This window comes from Lysinibacillus sp. FW301-JW8 (assembly GCF_058788755.1).
Genome location: NZ_JBYTBB010000002.1, coordinates 119,091 through 142,234 on the forward strand (window position 1 = coordinate 119,091; position 23,144 = coordinate 142,234).

A 23,144-nucleotide genomic window follows, 5' to 3' on the forward strand; every position below is an offset into this window, starting at 1 on the left:
ATTCCCCCAATAGTCTACTTCAATCCATTTTAAACTTTATAAATCTCCTGTTCGCAAAACAAAAATTCATATATTTTATAATTCCTCAATAATTTTTACCGAATATTTTAAAGCCCTCCATACTTGCTTAATGTTTGTTTTATAACATAACGTTTGTAAGCAAATAAAAATAAACAAAAACAAATGGAGGTTCCAACTCATGGCAATTCAAAAGTTATGGAAGAAAGGTCTAATCGGTGCATTAGCAATTTCAATGTTGGCAGCTTGTTCTGATAGTTCATCTGGTTCTAAGGAGGTAAATAGTGATTTAACGCTTGAAGAAATTACGAAAAAAGCAAAGGAAGAAGGAACCGTTAATTCAGTCGGTATGCCAGATACATGGGCAAACTGGGTGGAAACTTGGGAAGAGCTTGGTACGGAGTATAGCCTGAAGCATAAGGATACCGATATGTCGAGTGCTGAGGAGCTGGCAAAGTTTGAGGCAGAAAAGGATGATGCGACTGCCGATATTGGCGATGTAGGTATTGCCTTTGGTCCAATTGCTCAGGACAAGAGCTTAACATTACCATATAAAACATCTTATTGGGATGAAATACCTGCTTGGGCAAAGGATGATGAAGGACACTGGATTGTGGGTTACACAGGAACTATTTCGTTTATAACAGATAAAAACAATGTCAAAAATGCTCCTACTTCATGGGAGGATCTTAAAAACGGCGATTATAATGTCAGCATTGGCGATGCATTAACTGCGAACCAAGCCCAGTTTGCTATTTTAGCAGCTGCGATGGCATTTGGTGGCGACGAATCGAATATTCAACCAGGGATAGACTTTTTTGCAGACCTAGCAAAGCAGGGGCGTTTACAAGGTGATCCTTCTGTAGCGAATTTAGAAAAAGGTGAAATTGATGTAGCCATTCTATGGGATTTTAATGCGCTAGGTTATCGACATCAAATCGATGAGCAACGCTTTGATGTAGTTATTCCTTCTGAAGGTTCTGTCACATCAGGCTATGCAACAATTATTAACAAATACGCTAAAAATCCTCATGCTGCAATGCTAGCGCGTGAATATATTTTATCTGATGCAGGGCAAGAAAATTTAGCAAAAGGATATGCTCGTCCGATTCGTGACAAGGTTCAATTATCAGACGATGTGAAGCAACTGCTACTACCTTCAGACATGTACAAAAATGCACAGCCAGTTAAAGATCAAAAGAAATGGGAAGAAACAACAAAACAGATTCCACAACTCTATCAGGAGCAGGTATTAATTCATGCAAAATAACAAAGTTGTATTAATTGTCGTAGACGCACTTCGTTTTGATACAGCCTGTACCCATATGGGATTTATGCATCATTTAGTGGAACGAAAAATTGCTGCACGCTATAAGGTTTGCTCAGAGGTTCCATCATTATCAAGACCTCTATATGAGACGATTTTAACAGGAACACCGCCTATTGTGCATGGTATCACAAGCAATATGACAGTTCGTTTATCCACACAAAATAGCCTATTTCATTTGGCGAAAGAAAATGGTTTGACAACAGCTGCTGCAGCCTACTATTGGGTCAGTGAGCTTTATAATCGAGCACCATTTATGCATATGGAGGACAGGCTACAAATAGATACACAACTACCTATTGAAAACGGCTTGTTCTACTTTGAGGATCATTATCCTGACAGTCATTTATTTGCCGATGCAGCTTGGCTGATGGATCAAAAGCAGCCCGATTTTCTCTATATTCATCCAATGAATGTAGATGATGACGGTCATAAATTCACAGCAGACTCTTCACAATATCGAAATCGTGTGTTAGCAGTCGATGCATTATTATCTCTATTCATTCCAAAATGTTTGGCACAGGGCTATGAGGTAATTGTCACTGCAGATCATGGGATGACGAGTGATGGGAATCATGGAGGCACGACGGCTGAGGATCGTCATGTACCAATGTTTGTAATATCCAGACAAGTGAAAGCGGGCATAAAGGATGAGATTGTCCCACAGCTTCAAATAGCGCCACTTTGCTGTTATTTATTAGGGATTGAGCCATCTGATGAAATGATTTCACTATTAATTGAGGGCGTACACTCCTTAAAAAGAGTTTAGTATTTATAAAATATTCGCGCCTTGTACAGTGATAAAAAGGGCTTAGAGGCGCGAATATTGCTATAGGAAACAGCCGCGATTATTTTATAGAAAGAAGTTGATTGTATTGATATCGAAGCGGCAAGCGATTGCCTGGCTATCTCCCTTTCTAGTACTTGTATTGCTATTTTTCTTAGTTCCGTTGCTGTATATGCTTATCACAAGCTTTCAAAATAGTGATGGCTTTACACTTGCACAATATCAATCCGTACTGACGAATGGTTACATTTTACAAGGCTTTAAAAATAGTATTACCTTGTCTGTTATTTCAGCGGTTATTGCATTAATCGTTACATTGTTTGCCGTCTATGCAATGATGAGGTTTTCTGCGTCAATGCGGGAGAAGATTTTAATACTGATAAACCTAACATCCAATTTCTCAGGTATTCCACTGGCATTTGCCTTTATCGTTCTGCTTGGAAATAGTGGGCTGTTTACATTGCTATTCGACAAATGGGGTATCGATGCATTCTCCTCCTTTTCACTTTATAGCTGGGGTGGTCTGCTACTAATTTATATTTATTTTCAGCTACCGTTAGCATTAATGCTGCTATACCCAATCTATGATGGAATTCAACAACAATGGAAGGAAGCAGCAGCATTGCTTGGGGCGTCTACCTGGCAGTTTTGGCGAAAGATTGGCATTCCAGTTATGCTTCCTGGGATTGTTGGAACATTTAGTGTACTTTTTGCCAATGCAATGGGGGCATATGCATCAGCCTATGCACTGACAAGCAGTAATTACAATTTAGTGGCCATACGAATTGGTTCGCTGATTAAAGGAGATATTTTTGCACAGCCAGAGCTAGCAAGTGCTATTGCCGTATTACTTGCGGTAACTATGGTGACGGCGATGCTGTTAAGTGAATGGAGTATTTCAAAAACAAGGAGGAAGCTATAATAATGAAAAAAAGAGGCTTTGCTGATTTATTTTTCCTCCTGCTTGCACTGTATTTAGTGTTGCCAGTCGTAGCGACAATGCTTTATGCCTTTGCGACGAAATGGAATAAGACTATTTTGCCAGAGGGGCTTACCTTTAAATGGCTGGCTACATTATTTCAGGATGCTGAATTTATACAGGCATTTGGGCGCTCTGTTTTATTGTCCTGTGGGGCAGTTTTAATTGCATTGCTTGTCATCGTTCCAGCTATCTTTGTGATTGTGTTATATTTTCCAAAATATGAGAAGTGGATTCAAGTGGCAGTTGTCATGGTCTATTCATTTCCAGGCATTATTTTAGCCGTTGGATTAATCCGTGTTTATAGTAAATTAGGCATATCTATGATTTTAGTAGTGTTAGGTGCCTATGTGATTGGCATACTTCCCTACATTTATCAGGGAACACGCAATAGCTTGCGAAATGTAGATGCACGCCAGCTATTAGATGCGGCCCAGTTATTGGGTGCCTCTAAATTACAAGCATTTACCAAAATATTGTTACCAACTGTTTATCCTGGCTTATTTGCAGGTGCGTTATTATCGTTTTCCGTCCTATTTGGAGAATTTGTATTGATTAATTTAGTGGTAGGATCTCGCTTTGAAACCGTGCAAATTTATTTAATGAAAAAGCTTAGTACAAGTGGACATATGGCCAGTGCCGTTGTTTTCATTTATATCGTTCTAATGGGGTTATTAACGTTTGTTATTGCAAGATTAACGAAACAATCGAAAGGTGCTACAAATGGATGAGTTATATTGTAATTGAAGGTCTTCATAAAAAATATGGACAATCCACTGTTTTGACAAATATTGAGATGAGTATCGAAAAGGGTGAGTTTATCACGCTTTTAGGTCCTAGTGGCTGTGGAAAAAGTACCATTTTACGAATAGTAGCTGGCTTAACCGATGCATCTGCAGGGAAAATCCTTATTGAAGGAAAGGATATGCATGATGTTCAACCAAAGGATCGTCAAGTTGGGATGGTGTTTCAATCCTATGCTCTGTTTCCTAATATGACAGTTAAGGAGAATGTCGCCTTTGGTTTACGTATGCAAAAAGTAAATTCTGCTGAAATCGAACAGCGTGTACAAGAAATGCTAGAGATTGTGCATTTATCAGAGAAGGCACAGGCTTACCCAAAGGAATTATCAGGTGGTCAACAGCAGCGTGTAGCTCTAGCGCGTGCGTTAATTGTTCGACCAAAGGTATTGCTGCTGGATGAGCCGTTAAGTGCGTTAGACGCTCAAATTCGTAAGAAACTGCAGGCAGATTTGAGAGATATTCAGCAAAAATTAGGCATTACCATGATTTTAGTCACGCACGATCAAGAGGAGGCCATGGCTGTTTCTGATAGAATTTTTGTGATGAATAATGGGATGATTGCACAAAGTGGAACACCGACTGCTATCTATACAAGACCAGAAAGTGAGTTTATTGCCAGCTTTATTGGTCATTACAATGTTTTTACACGCCAAACTTTAGAGAAAATGATAGGCGAGTCATTACCCAAAGATTACTCTAAGTTTGCCATTCGTCCAGAGGCCATCCATCTAGATATGAGAAAGGGGGATGTATGTATGGCTGGTGTGGCAAAGCAGTCATTTATGAGCGGCAATGTGATTCGTACAATGTTTGAGGGTGAATGCCTTTTTACGATGGAGCAGCTTCATCAGCGAGAGCAACTAATAGAAATAAATGAAAAATATATGTGCTATGTGGCAAGGGAAGATGTGATTGCATTATCATGACGTATGCAAAAATTGAACGATTCGAATTTATTTTAAAACAATTAGAGACGGATGGAAAAATTATTGTTGCAAATATTGCAGAAGAGCTACAGGTGGCGCCAGAAACAGTACGTAGAGATTTTGATGAGCTAGAGCAACAGCATTTATTAACGCGAGTGCACGGTGGCGCTATTAAATATACAAATGTTAGAAATGAGCCGGCATTTTTACGCAAGCTTCAAATGCAAAAGGAAGCAAAGCGCAATATAGCACGCTTGGCAGCAAGGCGTATCTGTGATGGGGATACCATTGCTGTTGATACAGGGACAACGACCGTGCATATAGCTGATTTCATCATGGCGGTTAATGATATTACGGTCGTTACTAATTCCATCGCTGCAGCTGTACAGTTTAATTTAGCAATCGAAGAACGAAGAATGACAGGGAAAGTTATTCTGCTAGGAGGTACCACAAATCCACGACAGTCCTCAGTTGCAGGTGCAATGACGTTAGAACTGTTAGGAAATATGAATTTTGATAAAGCGTTCTTATCCTGTGGTGGTTTAAGTGAAGGTGTTATTTACGATTATGATTTGGATGAATCATTGATTTCTAAAAAAATGCTTGATCATAGCAAAATGAATTATTTATTAGCGGATGCATCCAAATTAAATGGTAAATCCTTTTATCAAATTTGTTATATTGAGGAGTGTACAGAAATTCTTTGTGATATAGCTTGTCCACTAGAGTGGCAGGCCTACGAGGAAAAGTGGACGGTATGCACTGGAGGGAAAAGCTAATGATTGATTACCATGTACATTTAGAGGAGGGTCCATACTCTTTCGGTTGGCTAGAGCGCACTTCTCAAGCAATGGCATATTTTAAAGATGAGGATGCTGGAAAAGGGTCCAAGACATTTATAGAAAAGACAATGCAGCAGCTGACAAATCGACTGCAAAGCGGCTGCTATAGTGAGCAATGGCTGGATTTATATCTACAGCAGGCTAAGAAGCTAGGCTTGCGAGAGGTTGGCATTGTTGATCATTTATATCGCTTTAAGGAGACGCGCACCTATTTCGAGCATTATATGCAGCTAGAGAACACTGAGGCAATTGGAAAGGTGCAGCGTTATTGGCTAGATAATGTGATGACCGAAAGTATGGATGATTTTGTGTCAGCAATTATTCGTGCAAAGGAAAAGTGGTTTCAGCATGGAATTGCTTTAAAGCTTGGTATCGAGGCAGATTACTTTGTTGGCGGTGAGGAAGAATTAGCATCATTATTGAATAGATATCCATGGGATTATGTAATTGGCTCAGTTCATTTTGTGGATGGCTGGGGCTTCGATAACCCACAAACACAATATATATTTGAGAATATGGATGAGGCTGCATTACAACAAAACTATGAGCGATTCTTTGTGACGGTTGAGAAAATGATCCACTCCAATATGTTCGATTTTGTAGCGCACTTGGACAATTTTAAAGTGTTTGACTATCAAGTGAAAGATACGGCTTTTCTTGATTCTTGGTATGAACGAATTGCAAAGGCACTTGTGGCAACACAAACTGCGACAGAAATAAATGCTGGTTTATATTATCGCTATCCAGTAAAGGAAATGTGTCCAGGCCCACGTTTCTTAGAAGTATTACTTAGGCATGGTGTAGCTTTTACGGTTTCCTCAGATGCACACTTCCCAGATGATTTAGGTAAGCATACATTTGCCAATACAGATTTACTAAAAAGTTGTGGTGTTCAATCAATTGTTGGGTTTAACCAACGTCACAAACAATATATAGAATTATAATAAAGGTCGCCGTTGATGATATCTTCGGTGATTTTTTGTTTTAAATAGGATAGAATCATCGAAGTAACGGATAGAAACAGCGAACAGAAGGATAGCCCCCTTAATCTGACAGATAGATTCATCGAGCGAAGTGTAATTAAGTCTAAACCACGACATTTAGTACGCAAACCTTGTAGGATGTAGCAATTATTCAGTATAATAGTAAAATGGGAATTCAAATGTATGGATTTCGTTTGAAAGGAGTTACCTGATTGCAATGAATGAGGAACAACGCTTAGCTAATCAACATGTCAATCAACCAAAACATAAAGACAAGCCTGAAAAGGATTATAGTAAATATTTTGAAACGGTCTTTACCGCCCCTTCGTTAAAGGATGCAAAAAAACGCGGGAAAGAAGAGATAAAATATCATAAGGACTTTAAAATTGCTCAAGAATTTGCTGGTATGGGTGTTGAGCGTACCTTCTATATACGTACGTATGGCTGCCAAATGAATGAGCATGATACAGAAGTAATGGCTGGGATTTTTATGCAGCTTGGTTATACGCCAACGGATAAGATAGAGGAAGCCGATGTCGTGTTGTTGAATACGTGTGCAATCCGTGAAAATGCAGAAAACAAAGTATTTGGAGAGCTTGGTTTCCTGCTGAAATATAAACGTAAAAATCCTGAAATGCTAATTGGTGTTTGTGGCTGTATGTCACAGGAAGAATCCGTTGTCAATAAAATTTTAAGAAGTTATCCACATGTTGATATGGTATTTGGTACTCATAATATCCACCGTTTACCAAACATTTTGAAAGAAGCCTATATGTCTAAGGAAATGGTTATCGAAGTTTGGTCAAAAGAAGGCGATGTTATTGAAAATCTGCCAAAGAAACGTCTTGGCTCCATCAAGGCCTGGGTAAATATTATGTACGGCTGTGACAAGTTCTGCACATATTGTATCGTACCTTATACACGTGGAAAGGAACGTAGTCGCCGTCCAGAGGAAATCATAGCCGAGGTTCGTGAACTAGCGGCAGCAGGCTATAAGGAAATTATGTTGCTTGGACAAAATGTCAACGCTTACGGCAAGGATTTTGATGATATTGAATATCGATTAGGGGACTTAATGGAAGAAATACGAAAAATCGATATTCCACGTATTCGCTTTACAACGAGTCATCCTCGTGATTTCGATGATCATTTAATTGAGATACTTGCTAAGCGTGGTAATTTAGTGGAGCATATTCACTTACCTGTTCAATCTGGTTCCAATGACGTATTAAAAATTATGGCGCGTAAATATACACGTGAGCATTTCCTTGAATTAGTAGAAAAGATTAAAGCAGCTATTCCTGAAGTGACGCTGACAACAGATATTATTGTTGGTTATCCAAATGAAACAGAGGAGCAGTTTGAGGAAACACTTTCCTTATTTCGTGAAGTTGGCTTTGAATCAGCCTTTACGTATATTTATTCTCCTCGGGAGGGTACACCAGCTGCTAAAATGGTAGATAATGTACCTGAGGAAGTGAAAAAACAACGTCTCCAACGATTAAACGAGGTTGTAGGAGAATATTCTCGCAAATCATTAGAGGGCTTAAAGGGTGAAATAGTAGAAGTATTAGTTGAAGGGACAAGTAAAAGACGCCAAGATGTTTTAGCAGGATATACGCGTAAAAATCGTCTCGTTAACTTTAAAGCACCCGAACATTTAATTGGTCAATTAGTGAAGGTAAAAATAATTGAGGCTTCTTCGTATTCATTAAGTGGTGAATTTGTTGAAATAGTAAAAAATGAAAAGGTGGAAATATAAATGACACAAATTTTATATACAAAAGATGATTTAATTAAGAAATCTCATGAAATTGCACATATGATTGCCAATACACCAGAAGTTGAATTCTTCAAAAAGGCAGAAGCACAAATTAATGAAAACCAGCAAGTACGTGAGCGCATTGCAAGTTTAAAGAGCTTACAAAAGCAAGCTGTTAACTTCCAGCACTTAGGAAAAGAAAAAGCGCTAAAATTAATTGAAGATAAAATTGCGAAAATTGAAGAAGAAATTAATGCAATTCCAGTTGTTCAGCAATTCAAAGAATCTCAAGGCGATGTTAACGAATTACTACAATTGGTTTCGAACACTATTGCAAACAATGTGACAAATGAGGTTGTACGTTCAACTGGCGGTGATGTACTACGTGGAGAAACAGGCTCATACGTAGCCAATACAAAACCAGGTAGCTGCTCATAAATAGTACATTCTAGAGATAATACTGGCAGTTCATAGCATAGCTCGAATGATTTTATTCGGGCTATTTTTTATGCTTTCTTTCTATTGCAATTCCGTAAATCATCAATCTTCAAGTCATTTAGATAAAATTCTATGAAAAAAGAATATGATCTGCAGTTTAATTCTATAAAAATATATGTTCACCCAATGGGCGCCACCTGCATATGATGGAGTGAAAAGAGTCGAAGGAGGAATTGCGCTGAAACGTTTACGACATATCGTGACGAGAGCAGTAGTTGCCAAAGGGAAGAAGAAAACGGAAGAACGAGTAACATTAAGTCCAACGAATAAACCGACAAGTATTCTTGGATGCTGGGTTATTAACCATACTTGCTCCGCAAAAAAAGTCGGTAAATTTGTAGAAGTATCAGGGAAATTTGATGTTAATGTATGGTATGCCTATAGTAATCATTCGAAAACAGCAGTGTTTTCTGAAACGGTTCACTATAAAGATAAAGTGAAGCTTCATTTTAGAGATGGTGATGTGAGTGCTGGTGATGATGTTCGTGTACGTGTTGTTCAAGAACCAAACTGCATAGAGGCTATCATTTCTCCATGCGGCACGAAATTTGAAATCGTTGTTGAACGTGAAGTAGTTGTAGAGGTTATGGGAGAAACGACAATTTGTATTAGTGTACATCCACTAGATTTTGAAGAAGAATGGAACTTTAATGATGAGAGTTCATCCTCATCTTCCTCTAGCTCCAGTTCTAGCTCATCGTCGTCTAGCTCTAGTGGAGAAGGAAGGTATGTTTTAGAGTCCTCATCGTTTCCTGATGAAAGACCAAGATAATATTCTTAGCGATAAGTTATTGATACATGCGAAACGCTAACATCTTAAAAAAGATGAATGAAGCGTTTCGCATGTATCTTTTGTTATAATAAAAATATCTATCTGGCAAGAGCGAGGGAAATTTAACTATGACTACATATACACCAATGATGCAACAATATTTGCAGGTAAAAGAAGATTACAAAGATGCCTTTTTATTTTTTAGATTAGGTGATTTTTATGAGATGTTTTTTGAGGATGCTATTAATGCCTCACAACTGTTAGAAATCACATTAACAAGCCGAGATGCAGGTGCAAAAGAGCGTATCCCAATGTGTGGTGTACCGCATCATTCGGCGAAAAATTATATTGAAACACTGGTGCAAAAAGGGTATAAGGTTGCCATTTGTGAGCAAACAGAAGATCCAAAACAAGCAAAAGGTGTAGTGAAGCGAGAAGTTGTGCAGCTTATTACACCAGGTACGATAATGGAGGGTAAATCCCTAGAAGGAAAATCCAATCATTTTATTGGTGCAGCGGAGCAACTTGATGAAATAACGTTTGGTTATGCCTATTTAGATCTTTCCACTGGTGAAGCGGTTGTATCCTCCATCGAGGGAGATGGCCGGGCACTTTTGCTACAAATGCAGGCATATGGAGTGCGTGAACTGATTGTAACAGAAAGTTTACTGCTTTTATTAGCGGAGCATGCAGTAAATGCTGGAATCGTATTATCTGTTGTAAACGATGAAATGGCTATGGATAAAGCTACAAACTATTTAGAAGCTGTACCAGGTAAATTACAAGTTGCATGTCTACGTTTGCTGGCTTATATCGATCAAACACAAATGCGTTCATTATCACATATTCAAGCATTTACCTATAATGAAATGAAAAATTACTTACGCATTGATTCTAGTTCAAAGCGTAATTTAGAACTTATTCAATCAATACGCGGTGGCGATCAAAAAGGTACACTCTTATGGCTATTAGATGATACTGTGACTGCCATGGGTGGGCGGAAGCTAAAGCAATGGCTACATCAGCCACTTGCTACACGTTCAGCCATAGAGGCTAGGCTGGGCATTGTGTCAGATTTATTAGAAGAATATTTTGTTCGAACAGAGCTACAGGCTTCCTTAAAGCAAGTATATGATTTAGAGCGTTTAGCGGGCCGTGTTGCTTTTGGAAATGTAGGGGGTCGTGATTTAGCACAGCTTCGTGATTCGTTACGTCAGGTGCCTGTCATTCAGCAACAATTGCTAAGCGCCAATCAAGAAACCTTACAACAACTTGGCACTGCACTGGATACATGCGCAGATGTAGAGACATTATTAGCTCATGCGATTACAGATAACCCACCGATCACAATTAAAGAGGGTAACGTCATTCGTGACGGCTATGATGAACGATTGGATGAGCTGCGCTATGCTTCACGCAATGGCAAGGATTGGATTGCACAGTTAGAGCAAGAGGAGCGGGCAAAAACAGGTATTAAAAACTTAAAAATCGGCTATAATCGAATTTTTGGTTATTACATTGAAATAACGAAATCAAATATCCACCTAGCTGATTTAACACGCTATGAACGCAAGCAAACTTTAGCGAATGCAGAACGCTATATTACGCAGGAGTTAAAGGAAAAAGAAGCATTAATTTTAAATGCAGAGGAAGAAAGCTTAGCATTAGAGTATAACTTGTTCGTGGAAATCCGTGATGAATTAAAGGCATTTATTCCACGAGTACAAGCACTAGCAGCAAGCATTAGTGAGATAGATGTGTTAGTAAGTTTTGCGTGTGTTTCTGAGAAGTATCGCTTTACGAAGCCTGAATTCCATGGTGGTCGCTCCTTAGAAATTATAGAAGGGCGTCATCCTGTAGTGGAGAAAATGCTCAATAAGCAAATGTATGTGCCTAATGATTGTGTGCTTGAGGAAAATAATAATATGATGCTCATAACAGGTCCGAATATGTCTGGTAAAAGTACTTATATGCGTCAAGTTGCACTGATTGTCGTTATGGCGCAGATGGGCTGCTATGTGCCTGCTGAAAGAGCGAGACTGCCTATTACAGATCAGATTTTTACACGTATTGGGGCAGCGGATGATTTAGCAGCAGGACAATCAACGTTTATGGTAGAAATGCTAGAATCTCAGCACGCCATTGTGCACGCTACGAAAAATAGTTTAATGCTGTTTGATGAAATTGGGCGAGGTACTTCCACTTATGATGGCATGAGCCTTGCGCAATCCATGATGGAATATATCCATGATAAAATTGGAGCAAATACGCTGTTCTCTACTCATTATCATGAATTAACAGCACTTGAGAGGGAACTGCCACGTTTACAAAATGTTCATGTGTCAGCCACTGAAAAAAATGGAACAGTTGTTTTTTTACACAAGGTCAAAAAGGGTGCAGCAGATAAATCATACGGTATTCATGTAGCACAGCTTGCTCAATTGCCAGAGGAGATTTTATCGCGGGCACGTGTGCTGCTTGAAAACTTTGAGGCTGGGAAAGAAGTAGCTACACCTCAAGAGAGTAATGAACAGCCCGTTCAAATGACGCTATTTTCAGAGGAAGAGCCGATTTCATCTGTCGAGGTAGAGGTGCTGAAAAATTTAGAAAAAGTCAATATACTAGGCACTTCGCCCATGCAAGCTATGAATATATTATATGAGCTACAGCAGCAGTTACTTAATGCTAAAAAATAAAGGAGTGATGCGCAATGGGAAAAATACAAATTATGGACGAATGGCTGTCCAATAAAATAGCTGCAGGGGAAGTAGTTGAAAGACCAGCCTCTGTTGTGAAAGAGCTTGTGGAAAATGCCATAGATGCAGGTAGTACGTCCATCGATGTTTTTTTACTAGAAGCGGGTCTCACTTCAATTCAGGTGATTGATAATGGAAGTGGAATGGATGAAGAGGATGCACTAATATCTTACTCTCGTCATGCGACAAGTAAAATTCATCAAGAGCATGATTTATTCCGCATTCGTACTCTGGGCTTTCGAGGTGAAGCATTGGCTTCGATTGCTTCAGTTTCTAAAATGACACTTATTACATCTAACGGGGAATCAGGTACGTATTTAGAGCTGGAGGGTGGGCATGTGGTGACACATAAGCCTGGTCCACTGAGAAAAGGAACAGATATAACAGTGGCACAGTTATTTTTCAATACACCTGCACGTTTAAAATATATGAAAACGATACAAACCGAGCTCGGACATACAATCGATTTGGTGAACCGTCTTGCACTCGGAAATCCACACATTGCGTTTAGATTGCTACATAATGGTCAGCAGTTGCTACAAACAAATGGACGAGGTGACGTGCAGCAAGTATTAGCAGCTATTTACGGTGTGCATAATGCCAAGAAAATGGTGCCCTTTGAGGGGGAGTCACATGATTATAAAGTTTCTGGCTTTGTATCATTACCTGAAGTGACACGTGCCTCGAAAAATTATATGTCTCTCTTTGTCAATGGTCGTTGGGTCAAGCATTATTTAGTGCAAAAAGCGATTGTCGATGCTTATCATACGTACTTGCCGATTGAGCGATTTCCTATCGTAGCACTCTTTATAGAGGGAGATCCCTATTTAACAGATGTCAATGTCCATCCTGCCAAACATCAAATCCGTTTAAGTAAGGAACCAGAGCTACTTAAACTTATTGAGGAGACTATTCGGGAAACAATACGCCAAGTAATCAGAGTGCCGCAAATGGAGAAGAAAGAAAAGATAGTGAAGTCTACAACAGAGCAGTTAAATATCTGGAAGCCAACCCCGAAGCTAGATGTGGAGAAAATGAATGCCATTGTAGAAAAGCTATATGATGTGCAAACCGTTCAGGAATCGAGCATGCTAGAGCCTATAAAATCAATACCAGAATCATTTCCTCCGCCTGTTGAAGAAAGCTTTGAACCTGCACAGCTAATCGAGGAAAAACCCATTCAAAATGTGATAGTTGAGGAAGCCCAGCAAGAACCAATTGTTAATTCTACAAAAGAACCATTTCCTTCACTGGAAGTAGTGGGGCAAATTCATGGCACATATATTGTTGCACAGATGGAGGATGGCTTTTATCTAATCGATCAACACGCAGCACAGGAACGTATTAAATATGAATTTTTCCGAGAAAAGGTTGGTATGGTGAATCCAAATGAACGACAGGCTTTACTGCTGCCATTAACCTTCCACTATGCTGCTGATGAGGCACTACTATTAAGAGAGAATAGGCAAGAATTAGAGGCTGTTGGGGTATTTTTAGAGGAATTTGGACAGTCATCATTTGTCGTGAGGGAGCATCCTAGCTGGTTTCCTAAAGGGGAAGAACAGGAAATTATTGAAGATCTAATTGAACAGGTACTGACCACGAAAAAGGCAGACGTTAAGAAATTACGGGAGGCAGCGGCAATTATGATGAGCTGTAAAAAATCAATCAAGGCCAATCATTTTTTAACGAGAGAGCAAATGGTAACACTATTGAATGATTTACGAAATGCCGACAATCCATTCACATGCCCACACGGACGGCCAGTGCTCATTCATTTTACAACTTATGAAGTGGAAAAAATGTTTAAACGGGTTATGTAGATCTGTATCAAAGGGGGAGAATGAATGGGTGAATTTATCTTAGCTATTGATCAGGGCACAACGAGCTCAAGAGCAATTTTGTTTGATAAAAAGGGCAAAATTGTTCATGTAGCTCAAAAGGAATTCCAACAATACTTTCCGAAAGCTGGTTGGGTAGAGCATAATGCCAATGAAATTTGGGGCTCTATCCTTGCCGTGATAGCAGCCGTATTAACAGAAAGTGGGCATGAAGCTAGTGAAGTACATGCGATTGGGATCACTAATCAACGTGAAACAACCGTTGTATGGGATAAGCATACAGGTCAGCCAGTATACAATGCCATTGTCTGGCAGTCTCGACAAACACAGGACATTGTGAATGACTTAAAGAATCAAGAAGGCCTAGAGGAGCTCTTTCAGCAAAAAACAGGTTTACGTTTAGATGCCTATTTTTCAGCAACAAAAATTAAATGGATTTTAGATCATGTTGATGGCGCACGGACAATGGCAAAAAACGGAGATTTATTATTTGGTACGATTGATTCTTGGATTGTTTGGCGATTATCAAAAGGAAAGGCACATATTACAGATTATTCAAATGCAGCGCGCACTTTGCTTTACAATATCCATGACTTGAAGTGGGATGAAGAGCTTTGCACATTGTTAGAAATTCCAATGTCAATGTTGCCAAATGTAAAAAATTCCTCAGAGATTTATACACATACTGCGCCGAGTATTTTCTTTGGTGAGGAAATTCCGATTGCGGGGATAGCAGGGGATCAGCAGGCAGCGCTTTTTGGTCAAACATGCTTCACGAAGGGGATGGCTAAAAACACGTATGGCACAGGTTGTTTCATGCTATTAAATACAGGCGAGCAGGCTGTTAAATCAGAAAATGGTTTATTAACAACGATTGCTTGGGGAATTGATGGTAAAGTAACCTATGCATTAGAAGGAAGTGTATTTGTTGCAGGCTCAGCAATACAATGGCTACGTGACGGCTTGCGAATGATTCGTACAGCCGAGGATTCAGAGACCTATGCGAGTAAGGTGGAAAACACGGATGGTGTGTATGTTGTACCTGCATTTGTAGGTTTAGGGACTCCTTACTGGGATACCGATGCAAGAGGAGCCGTTTTTGGTTTAACACGAGGAACATCCAAGGAGCACTTTATTCGTGCAACACTGGAATCACTTGCCTATCAGACAAAAGATGTGCTTGATGCAATGGAGCAAGATGCGGGTACGCCTATTGAGGTGCTACGAGTAGATGGTGGAGCGGTAAGCAATGAATTTTTAATGCAGTTCCAAAGTGATATTTTGCAGTTAAAGGTGGAGCTAGCTAAGCTTAATGAATCAACAGCACTTGGAGCAGCTTATTTAGCAGGGCTTGCGACGAATTTTTGGCCAAATCAAGAGGCATTGTCTGCATTATGGATGCATGGGCAAACGTATCAGCCGAAAATGAATGCGGAAGCAGGAGTAGCTCTTTATGAGGGCTGGCAAAGAGCTGTAACGGCTACAAGAATATTTAAATCATAGCTGATGGGGGAAAAAGATATGTTTTCATTTGAGCATCGTCCTAAAATTATGCATTTTTTAGAACAATATAGCTTTGACGTCTTAATCATTGGTGGTGGTATTACAGGTGCAGGCATAGCACTGGATGCTGCATCTAGAGGATTGTCAGTTGCTTTGATTGAGATGCAGGATTTTTCTGCTGGCACATCTAGTCGTTCTACAAAACTTATTCATGGGGGACTTCGATATTTAAAGCAATTTGATGTAAGCGTAGTGGCAGAGGTTGGTCGTGAACGGGAAATTGTATACGATAATGCCGTACATGTGACAACACCTGAAAAGATGCTGCTACCATTATATAAAAAAGGCTCACTTGGACCTTTAACTACATCATTGGCCTTGAAGGTCTATGATCGCTTAGCAGGTGTCAAGAAGAATGAACGTAGAACAATGCTAAGTGCACAGGAAACGGCAGCACTTGAGCCTTTACTCAATCAAGATGAGCTGGTTGGTGGAGGCTATTATGTTGAATATCGGACAGATGATGCGCGTCTAACTATTGAAGTACTAAAAAAAGCAGTGGAATATGGGGCATTATGCATGAACTATGCAGAGATGACAGAATTTTTATATCATAAGAAAAAGCTTGTAGGTGTGCAAGTAAAGGATCATGTAACAGGGAAAACGATAGAAGTACATGCTGCACAAATTGTCAATGCAACAGGGCCATGGGTGGATGCAGTCCGTCAAAAGGATAAAGTGACAGACAAAAAGCAATTACGACTCACGAAAGGGGTCCATATTGTTCTGGATCAAAAGGATTTCCCGTTAAAGCAAGCTGTGTACTTCGATATCATGGATGGTCGAATGGCCTTTGCTATTCCGCGTGATGGTAAAACCTATGTAGGTACGACAGATACAGAATACGAGGGAGACCCAGCACATCCTTTTGCGACACTAGAGGATGTTGATTATTTAATTGCAGCAGCTAAAACTGTTTTTCCAACAGCAAATATCTCAAGAGAAACAATTGAATCTTCCTGGGCAGGCATACGCCCACTTATTTTTGAAAAAGGAAAGAATCCATCTGAAATCTCTCGAAAGGATGAATTATGGACGGCTCCAAGTGGACTCATGACAATTGCTGGTGGAAAATTAACAGGCTATCGTCAAATGGCAGAAACAATTGTTGATAAAATTGTTAAAACGCATAGATACAAGCATGCAAGTACATGTATAACGCGTGAATTATCACTTTCCGGTGCAAAGGGCATAAATGCGATTAATTTCCCAGATTATACAGCCTATAAAGCAAGAGAAGGCGTTCAGTATGGGCTTAACTATGATGAAGCAAAAATGCTTGTTCAAAAATATGGCACAAATGTCGATGCATTGTTTGATCAGGTAAAATATTTACATGAGCATGGTAGTACGATGCCACTTGCTCTTCATGCAATGCTTCTTTATGGTATTGAGGCAGAGATGGTATACACACCAAGTGATTTCTTTATTCGTCGTACAGGCTTGTTATACTTTGATATTGATGCAGTCAAACGTTATAAACAACAGGTTATTCAAGTGATGCAGCAACGCTTACATTATACAGAACCACAAAAGAACATGTATATTGCACATCTAGAGCAGGCCATTTTAGATGCAACAAGTTTTGTGGAAGAAGGAGTGTAGGGAAATGGAACGTTACTTTGAAATGTCAGATGGCCATTTTGTCTTTACGCGTACATTACAGCCAGCAGGTACATGTATTGGCCATATCCATATTTTACACGGCATGGCGGAGCATAGTGGGCGCTATATAAAGTTTGCTAGCGCTCTAACGGCAGCTGGGTATGCAGTGACCATGCATGATCATCGAGGGCATGGCGAAACGGCAGGCTATAATGGTACATTAGGCTTTTTTGCTGAACAAAATGGATTTGATCGAGTCGTAGAGGATGCCCATGAAGTTGTCACAGCATTACATGAACAGTTTGCAGATGTCCCTTTCATCCTATTTGGACACAGTATGGGATCGTTTATTACGAGAAGATATATGCAACTGTACAGTCACCATGTTGATAGGGTAATTCTATGTGGAACAGGGCATGTAACAACCTTGCATACGATGGGAAATATGGTAGCGAGAACTTTAGCAAAGCAGCTTGGAAAAGAGACAGAAAGTAAGCTATTAAATAAACTGAGCTTTGGGAGCTTTAATAAGCAGTTTCCAAATTCGAAGACTGCGTATGATTGGTTATGCTCTGTTGAAAACGAGGTGCAAAAATATATAGATGATCCATATTGCGGTTTTATCCCGACAAATCAATTTTTTGTAGATTTAACAACAGGTTTTATGACCTTAAATCGAAAAAAAGAAATTGCTAACGTAAGAAAAGATCTTCCTATTCTTTTGATAAGTGGTAGCAAGGATCCAGTAGGAGATCAAGGACAGGGAATTTATGCTGTTGCTGAGCAATTCACTGCGGCAGGCTTGCAGGATGTGACAGTCTATCTATTTGAGGATAAGCGACATGAAATTTTGAACGAGGATAACCAAGAAGCAGTCTATCAAGTTTTATTACGGTGGTTAGAAAAATATGATACAAGATAAAATAAGGCAGGCAGAGGTCATCGCAATTGTTGGTCCAACTGCTTCAGGTAAAACAGCATTAAGTATTGAGCTGGCAAAAAAATATAATGGTGAAATTATAAACGGTGACTCCATGCAGGTCTATCAAGGCTTGGATATTGGTACGGCTAAAATTACCGACGAAGAGATGGAGGGTGTGCCACATCATTTACTTAGCTTTAAGGAGCCAACGGAGGCTTTTTCAGTAGCAGACTATCAAAGATTGGTGCGAGCGAAAATTGCAGAAATTCGGGCACAGGGGAAGCTACCTATTATTGTAGGAGGCTCTGGTTTATATGTGCAGGCAGTGCTCTATGATTTTCAATTTACAGAGGAGCAGGTAGATGAGATGGCACGAAAGGCTTATTATGAAGAGCTAGAAAAATTAGGACCTGATGCGATGCATGCGAAGCTCAAGAAGCTTGACCCACAAACAGCGGAGTCCATTCATCCCAATAATACCCGTCGTGTAATACGTGCAATAGAGATGATTGAGCTTAATGGTGTTTCTAAGGCTTCCGAGGCACAAAATCGTGGTGAGATTCCTCTCTATAACCATGTTATTTTAGGGCTTGGTCAAAATATGTCTCGGGAAGAGCTATATGATCGAATTAACCACCGTGTTGATGTGATGATGGACAAAGGTCTGTTAGAGGAAGTAAAAGGCTTATGGCAGCAAAATATTCGAGGTGTACAGTCCATTCAAGCGATTGGCTATAAGGAATTGTATGATTATTTGGATGGCAAATGTTCACTCGATGTAGCACTTGATAGCTTAAAGCAAAATTCTCGTCGCTATGCCAAAAGACAATTAACTTATTTCCGTAATAAAATGGATATCTATTTTATTTCAAATGGTGAACAAATTTAAAACTTCCACATTACAGAATGGGAAATTTCTAAAAATTACTAATTGCTAAAATGGTAGAACATGCTACTATAGGAATGAAGAGGTAGAAAGAGAGTAGGGAGGCACATTTGATGAAGTCTATTAATTTGCAAGATACGTTCTTGAACCATCTACGTAAAAACAGTGTATTTGTAACTGTGTTTCTATTAAACGGCTTTCAATTAAAAGGAACTGTAAAATCCTATGATAATTTTACTGTGTTGTTAATTGATGCTGAAAGTAAGCAACATCTTATTTACAAACACGCTATTTCTACATTCGTTCCTGTAAAGCAAGTAGATTTTTTAGAAACAGAGCAATAAAAGCTTGTAAATACGATATGAAAACAGTTAGTGTTCATGACACTAGCTGTTTTTTTGCCTTCGGGCTATAATGTAATAGGAAATTGATATTTTGGAGGACAAACTTTTATGAAATCAATGGATACAACGCAATTATTAGAACTATTAGACGCTAATGAAGATCTTTACATTATTGATGTTCGTGAGGATGATGAGGTAGCGCAAGGTATGATTCCTGGTGCTCAGCATATAGCACTTGGAACAATTCCAGAACGTTTAGAGGAATTAGATGCAACGAAGCCATATATTATTGTTTGCAAGGCTGGCGGTCGTTCAGCAAATGCTTGCTCATACTTAGTAGCTCAGGGCTTTGATGTGACAAACCTTGAAGGTGGCATGCTTGCCTATGATGGCGAGTTAGAATTTAAATAATAGTGATTTTAAAGCCTTCGTGTTGTATGCGAGGGCTTTTTATTTTGTCGAATACAAGTGGAAATTTGTGTTTTGCTGGGGGGATTGCTGAATAGAGGGAAATATGTGCAGGATTAATTAGTATTTATGCTAGATAGAAGGCTGCTTGTGCTTGATAGCAAGAGAAAAATACATGATTGAACGCAATTCAGTCTAACTGATATGATAAGTACAAGAAAGGTGGTGATAAATTGCAAACAATCCAGCGAAAAAAGCCCCATAAATTATTAAAGCTTGAAGCAATATTACGAAGACTCCCAAAAACATCCCCAAATTATCAGTATTTTCTAGAGCTACATCGAAAATTGAGTGCAGGTTTTCAAGGTGAGCTCCGAGTTGATCGACTTTTGCAAGAAATGAACTTCACTTTCCCCTATCATATATTCCATGATTATTGTTTTGTCAATGATTCAGGCTTTACACATCAAATCGATACGCTATTCGTGACACCACATTTTCTATGCTTAATCGAAATTAAAAATATTTTAGGACGACTTGACTTTGATGATGTAAAGAGACAATGCATTCGAACAACTTTGGATGGAAAAATAGACAGTATTATCTATCCAGTGGACCAACTATTTCGACATCAGTGTTATTTTCAAATATTGTTAAAGCAACTAAATATAGAACTTCCAATTGTGAAAGTGATAGTAATTGCAAATCAATCTACCGTAATTGGTCAATTAAGTAAGGAGTGTCCAATTATGCATAGTGTAGGTTTACCTTATTTCTTAAGACAACAGCAGTAATATTTTGACCAACATTCTTTAGCAACCAGTGATTTTCGAAGGTTGCTAAACCATTTAACAATTATACGTCAAGATAAATTATGGGAACAGAAATTAACGAAAGATGAGTGGAGATCTGGGGTTCTATGTCCAATGTGTGCCTATGAGAAGAGCATGTTTTATAGACATGGCTCCTGGTTTTGTCGAAGCTGTGGTGTAGAAAATAATGAGGCATTTCTACAATCATTACAGGATTACCGTCTTTTACGGGACAGCTATATTACCACAAACACCTTATGCCAAGAATTCAATATACCAAGCAAGTATATTGCCTACCGTATTGTAAAAGCATTGAAGCTTGAAAAGATAGGGAATAACCGCTATAGCTATTATAAAATTTTAGATTAGAAAGATACACGATGAAAGCGGTCTTCATCGTATATCTTATTGAAGTACATAAAAACTACCAATGAGAAGATTAATGTAAAAAGCAGCTATTTTTTGTGTTTATTTAAAAAATAGCTGCTTTTTAATTTTTTGCATTTTTAAAAATAGTCAGAATTATGTATATTTTTGTTGTAATTAAACGAAGGAGGAATTGATATGCAAAGTACTGGTAGAGTGAAAATTCCTGAAGGAAAGAAAGTTGCAGTAAACATTGGTGTAGATTTTGATGCAGCATCTGTATGGTATGGCACGTTTGGGCGAACATCTCCAGCCTATTTAGCAAGAGGTGAGTTTGGAGCAGAGGTCGGTGTGCCAAGATTATTGAATTTATTTGAGAAATATAATATTGCAACAACATTTTGTATTCCAGGACATACGATAGACACACATACGGAAACTGTTAAAAATATTATTAAAGCTGGACATGAAATATGCCATCACGGCTACGCGCATGAAAATCCAACAGATATGAGCTATGAGCAAGAGGAATCCATAATGTTAAAGGGATTAGAGGCTTTAAAGCGAGTTGGGGTTGAACCGGTGGGCTATCGTTCACCAGCATGGGATTACAGCCCAAATACATTAAAGCTATTAGAAAAATATAATTTTAAATATGATAGTAGCTTAATGGGTAATGATCTACATCCATATCGCCCAAGAGAAGTAAATGTCGATTTTGACAATGGTAATACTTTTGGCCCGCCAAGTCATGTTATTGAAATTCCCGTTTCATGGTATTTAGATGATTTTCCAACCCAAGAATATGTGATTGGAGGAGGAGAGGGCCTTCGCTCAAACACAGAAGTATATGAGCGCTGGAAATCTATTTTTGATTATGCAGTCGATCATTTAGAGGGGGCCTGTTATATTTTAACCGTTCATCCTCAAACAATAGGACGAGCACATAATATTCAAATGCTAGAAAAGCTAATTCAATATATGGAAGAGAAAGGAGCTTGGTTCACAACACTTGAAAATATTTGCTTGGCATATGAGGAAAATACTAATTAATAGTTTAAAAAAGGAGGAAATACATCCATGCAAGTAAAGGTTTCGAATGTTCAATTTAAATTTGAAAGCTATTCATCCTTTGAGGATTTTGCCAATACGGTCCAACGTATTTTTAAAGATATTCCTTTAGATAGCGATTATGTTTTATTCCCGGAGCTAGTAACGATTGGTCTACTGACAACCTATGGGGACTATCACACATTTACAAGTCGAGATAATAGTAAGCTTGCTAATTTTTTAAATGATTATATTGAGCTGTTTAATACGTTATCTAAAGCTAGAAATCAAGTTATTATTGCTGGCTCCACGCTTGAGCAGGAAGGACCGGATACCTATAATACAGCTTATATTTTTGATGGAAAAGGTAATTATGCTAAGCATAGAAAAACGCATATTTTCCCAGCGGAATCTGATTGGGATACAAAAGAAGGCGATATCCTTGAGACATTTGATATTGGTCCGGTAAGGATTGGTGTAGCTATTTGCTATGAAATTGAAATACCTGAAATAGCGACAATTTATAGTAGACAAGGAGCGGATATCATTTTCTGTCCTTCCTATACATTTACTGAGCATGGTTTTTGGCGTGTTCGTCATTGTGCAGAAGCAAGGTGTATTGAAAATCAGTTATACGTTATTCATTCTCCTATTATTGGGGAGGTGGATGGCGTTATCGAAACTGGCTTTGGCAACTCTGCCAATTTATCGCCATGTGAGCTTCCATGGACATCTAACGGAATAATGGAAGAATGTACTACAAGCGATTTTGAGGTTATTACCTCTATACTAGAGATGGACACGTTATATGACAAAAGAAAAAGTGGTGTAGCTACTACTTTCCATGATAGGAAACGAAGAAATGATGTATATCAAAAATATAATATGTAAGAG

Annotated in this window: 22 protein-coding genes; all 22 read left to right on the forward strand. The window is 38.8% G+C overall.

What is annotated here, in order from left to right:
- The first annotated feature begins 199 nt into the window (after positions 1–199).
- The 22 genes from AC3WOM_RS01540 (at position 200) to AC3WOM_RS01645 (ending at position 23,141) form a co-directional block, all read left to right on the forward strand.
- On the forward strand, positions 200–1,288 hold the full coding sequence (locus tag AC3WOM_RS01540) for an ABC transporter substrate-binding protein (RefSeq protein ID WP_492444531.1): 1,089 nt from the start codon (positions 200–202) through the stop codon (positions 1,286–1,288).
- Positions 1,278–2,114: an alkaline phosphatase family protein gene (locus tag AC3WOM_RS01545; protein WP_492444532.1), complete on the forward strand. Its 837-nt coding sequence runs from the start codon at positions 1,278–1,280 to the stop codon at positions 2,112–2,114. Before AC3WOM_RS01540 ends, AC3WOM_RS01545 begins: the two co-directional genes overlap by 11 nt.
- A 97-nt stretch (positions 2,115–2,211) precedes the next feature.
- Positions 2,212–3,054, forward strand: coding sequence for an ABC transporter permease (locus AC3WOM_RS01550; protein WP_427540235.1), 843 nt, complete (start codon positions 2,212–2,214; stop codon positions 3,052–3,054).
- Positions 3,055–3,056: 2 nt separating this feature from the next.
- Positions 3,057–3,842, forward strand: a complete 786-nt coding sequence (locus tag AC3WOM_RS01555) for an ABC transporter permease (protein ID WP_492444534.1) — start codon at positions 3,057–3,059, stop codon at positions 3,840–3,842.
- Complete coding sequence (locus AC3WOM_RS01560; protein WP_492444536.1) at positions 3,839–4,840, forward strand: ABC transporter ATP-binding protein; 1,002 nt, start codon at positions 3,839–3,841, stop codon at positions 4,838–4,840. Before AC3WOM_RS01555 ends, AC3WOM_RS01560 begins: the two co-directional genes overlap by 4 nt.
- A complete protein-coding gene (locus AC3WOM_RS01565) occupies positions 4,837–5,619 on the forward strand; it encodes a DeoR/GlpR family DNA-binding transcription regulator (RefSeq protein WP_427540226.1) in 783 nt (260 codons plus the stop codon). The genes AC3WOM_RS01560 and AC3WOM_RS01565 overlap by 4 nt, the downstream gene beginning before the upstream one ends.
- Complete coding sequence (locus tag AC3WOM_RS01570; protein ID WP_492444539.1) at positions 5,619–6,626, forward strand: histidinol phosphate phosphatase domain-containing protein; 1,008 nt, start codon at positions 5,619–5,621, stop codon at positions 6,624–6,626. Before AC3WOM_RS01565 ends, AC3WOM_RS01570 begins: the two co-directional genes overlap by 1 nt.
- A 256-nt stretch (positions 6,627–6,882) precedes the next feature.
- On the forward strand, positions 6,883–8,427 hold the full coding sequence (gene miaB / locus AC3WOM_RS01575; RefSeq protein ID WP_492444541.1) for a tRNA (N6-isopentenyl adenosine(37)-C2)-methylthiotransferase MiaB: 1,545 nt from the start codon (positions 6,883–6,885) through the stop codon (positions 8,425–8,427).
- A complete protein-coding gene (locus AC3WOM_RS01580) occupies positions 8,428–8,865 on the forward strand; it encodes a YlbF/YmcA family competence regulator (RefSeq protein ID WP_492444543.1) in 438 nt (145 codons plus the stop codon). It begins immediately after the preceding gene.
- A 175-nt stretch (positions 8,866–9,040) separates the two neighbouring features.
- Positions 9,041–9,697 carry an outer spore coat protein CotE gene (gene cotE / locus AC3WOM_RS01585; protein ID WP_492444545.1) on the forward strand — a complete coding sequence of 219 codons (657 nt, stop codon included), beginning with the start codon at positions 9,041–9,043 and terminating at the stop codon, positions 9,695–9,697.
- Positions 9,698–9,825: 128 nt separating this feature from the next.
- Positions 9,826–12,393, forward strand: coding sequence for a DNA mismatch repair protein MutS (gene mutS / locus AC3WOM_RS01590; protein ID WP_492444547.1), 2,568 nt, complete (start codon positions 9,826–9,828; stop codon positions 12,391–12,393).
- A 14-nt stretch (positions 12,394–12,407) separates the two neighbouring features.
- Entirely contained in the window at positions 12,408–14,276 is a 1,869-nt protein-coding gene (gene mutL, locus AC3WOM_RS01595) for a DNA mismatch repair endonuclease MutL (RefSeq protein ID WP_492444549.1), read from the forward strand.
- 24 nt (positions 14,277–14,300) lie between these two features.
- Positions 14,301–15,797 carry a glycerol kinase GlpK gene (gene glpK / locus AC3WOM_RS01600; RefSeq protein ID WP_492444551.1) on the forward strand — a complete coding sequence of 499 codons (1,497 nt, stop codon included), beginning with the start codon at positions 14,301–14,303 and terminating at the stop codon, positions 15,795–15,797.
- 18 nt (positions 15,798–15,815) lie between these two features.
- Positions 15,816–17,462, forward strand: coding sequence for a glycerol-3-phosphate dehydrogenase/oxidase (locus AC3WOM_RS01605; protein WP_492444553.1), 1,647 nt, complete (start codon positions 15,816–15,818; stop codon positions 17,460–17,462).
- A 4-nt stretch (positions 17,463–17,466) separates the two neighbouring features.
- The gene (locus AC3WOM_RS01610; RefSeq protein WP_492444555.1) at positions 17,467–18,384 is read left to right on the forward strand and encodes an alpha/beta fold hydrolase; all 918 of its coding nucleotides are present in this window, start codon (positions 17,467–17,469) and stop codon (positions 18,382–18,384) included.
- Positions 18,371–19,273 carry a tRNA (adenosine(37)-N6)-dimethylallyltransferase MiaA gene (miaA, locus tag AC3WOM_RS01615; protein WP_492444557.1) on the forward strand — a complete coding sequence of 301 codons (903 nt, stop codon included), beginning with the start codon at positions 18,371–18,373 and terminating at the stop codon, positions 19,271–19,273. Before AC3WOM_RS01610 ends, miaA begins: the two co-directional genes overlap by 14 nt.
- A 110-nt stretch (positions 19,274–19,383) precedes the next feature.
- Positions 19,384–19,614, forward strand: a complete 231-nt coding sequence (gene hfq, locus AC3WOM_RS01620) for an RNA chaperone Hfq (protein WP_054770660.1) — start codon at positions 19,384–19,386, stop codon at positions 19,612–19,614.
- Between the two features lie 108 nt (positions 19,615–19,722).
- The gene (locus AC3WOM_RS01625; protein WP_492444560.1) at positions 19,723–20,025 is read left to right on the forward strand and encodes a rhodanese-like domain-containing protein; all 303 of its coding nucleotides are present in this window, start codon (positions 19,723–19,725) and stop codon (positions 20,023–20,025) included.
- A 230-nt stretch (positions 20,026–20,255) separates the two neighbouring features.
- Positions 20,256–20,816, forward strand: a complete 561-nt coding sequence (locus AC3WOM_RS01630) for a nuclease-related domain-containing protein (RefSeq protein ID WP_492444562.1) — start codon at positions 20,256–20,258, stop codon at positions 20,814–20,816.
- 42 nt (positions 20,817–20,858) lie between these two features.
- Positions 20,859–21,203 (forward strand): hypothetical protein, encoded by a 345-nt coding sequence (locus AC3WOM_RS01635; RefSeq protein ID WP_492444564.1) that lies wholly within the window; start codon positions 20,859–20,861, stop codon positions 21,201–21,203.
- A gap of 195 nt (positions 21,204–21,398) precedes the next feature.
- The gene (locus AC3WOM_RS01640; protein ID WP_492444565.1) at positions 21,399–22,253 is read left to right on the forward strand and encodes a polysaccharide deacetylase family protein; all 855 of its coding nucleotides are present in this window, start codon (positions 21,399–21,401) and stop codon (positions 22,251–22,253) included.
- A gap of 27 nt (positions 22,254–22,280) precedes the next feature.
- Positions 22,281–23,141 carry a nitrilase-related carbon-nitrogen hydrolase gene (locus AC3WOM_RS01645; protein WP_492444567.1) on the forward strand — a complete coding sequence of 287 codons (861 nt, stop codon included), beginning with the start codon at positions 22,281–22,283 and terminating at the stop codon, positions 23,139–23,141.
- The last annotated feature ends 3 nt before the right edge of the window (positions 23,142–23,144 follow it).

Coding starts and splice junctions, on each gene's coding strand:
- miaB (WP_492444541.1), top strand. CDS start 6,883: ATGAATGAGGAACAACGCTTAGCTAATCAACATGTCAATCAACCAAAA.
- AC3WOM_RS01560 (WP_492444536.1), top strand. CDS start 3,839: ATGAGTTATATTGTAATTGAAGGTCTTCATAAAAAATATGGACAATCC.
- mutS (WP_492444547.1), top strand. CDS start 9,826: ATGACTACATATACACCAATGATGCAACAATATTTGCAGGTAAAAGAA.
- AC3WOM_RS01540 (WP_492444531.1), top strand. CDS start 200: ATGGCAATTCAAAAGTTATGGAAGAAAGGTCTAATCGGTGCATTAGCA.
- AC3WOM_RS01580 (WP_492444543.1), top strand. CDS start 8,428: ATGACACAAATTTTATATACAAAAGATGATTTAATTAAGAAATCTCAT.
- AC3WOM_RS01610 (WP_492444555.1), top strand. CDS start 17,467: ATGGAACGTTACTTTGAAATGTCAGATGGCCATTTTGTCTTTACGCGT.
- AC3WOM_RS01645 (WP_492444567.1), top strand. CDS start 22,281: ATGCAAGTAAAGGTTTCGAATGTTCAATTTAAATTTGAAAGCTATTCA.
- glpK (WP_492444551.1), top strand. CDS start 14,301: ATGGGTGAATTTATCTTAGCTATTGATCAGGGCACAACGAGCTCAAGA.
- AC3WOM_RS01545 (WP_492444532.1), top strand. CDS start 1,278: ATGCAAAATAACAAAGTTGTATTAATTGTCGTAGACGCACTTCGTTTT.
- AC3WOM_RS01625 (WP_492444560.1), top strand. CDS start 19,723: ATGAAATCAATGGATACAACGCAATTATTAGAACTATTAGACGCTAAT.
- AC3WOM_RS01555 (WP_492444534.1), top strand. CDS start 3,057: ATGAAAAAAAGAGGCTTTGCTGATTTATTTTTCCTCCTGCTTGCACTG.
- AC3WOM_RS01565 (WP_427540226.1), top strand. CDS start 4,837: ATGACGTATGCAAAAATTGAACGATTCGAATTTATTTTAAAACAATTA.
- cotE (WP_492444545.1), top strand. CDS start 9,041: ATGTTCACCCAATGGGCGCCACCTGCATATGATGGAGTGAAAAGAGTC.
- miaA (WP_492444557.1), top strand. CDS start 18,371: ATGATACAAGATAAAATAAGGCAGGCAGAGGTCATCGCAATTGTTGGT.
- AC3WOM_RS01570 (WP_492444539.1), top strand. CDS start 5,619: ATGATTGATTACCATGTACATTTAGAGGAGGGTCCATACTCTTTCGGT.
- mutL (WP_492444549.1), top strand. CDS start 12,408: ATGGGAAAAATACAAATTATGGACGAATGGCTGTCCAATAAAATAGCT.
- AC3WOM_RS01640 (WP_492444565.1), top strand. CDS start 21,399: ATGCAAAGTACTGGTAGAGTGAAAATTCCTGAAGGAAAGAAAGTTGCA.
- hfq (WP_054770660.1), top strand. CDS start 19,384: ATGAAGTCTATTAATTTGCAAGATACGTTCTTGAACCATCTACGTAAA.
- AC3WOM_RS01605 (WP_492444553.1), top strand. CDS start 15,816: ATGTTTTCATTTGAGCATCGTCCTAAAATTATGCATTTTTTAGAACAA.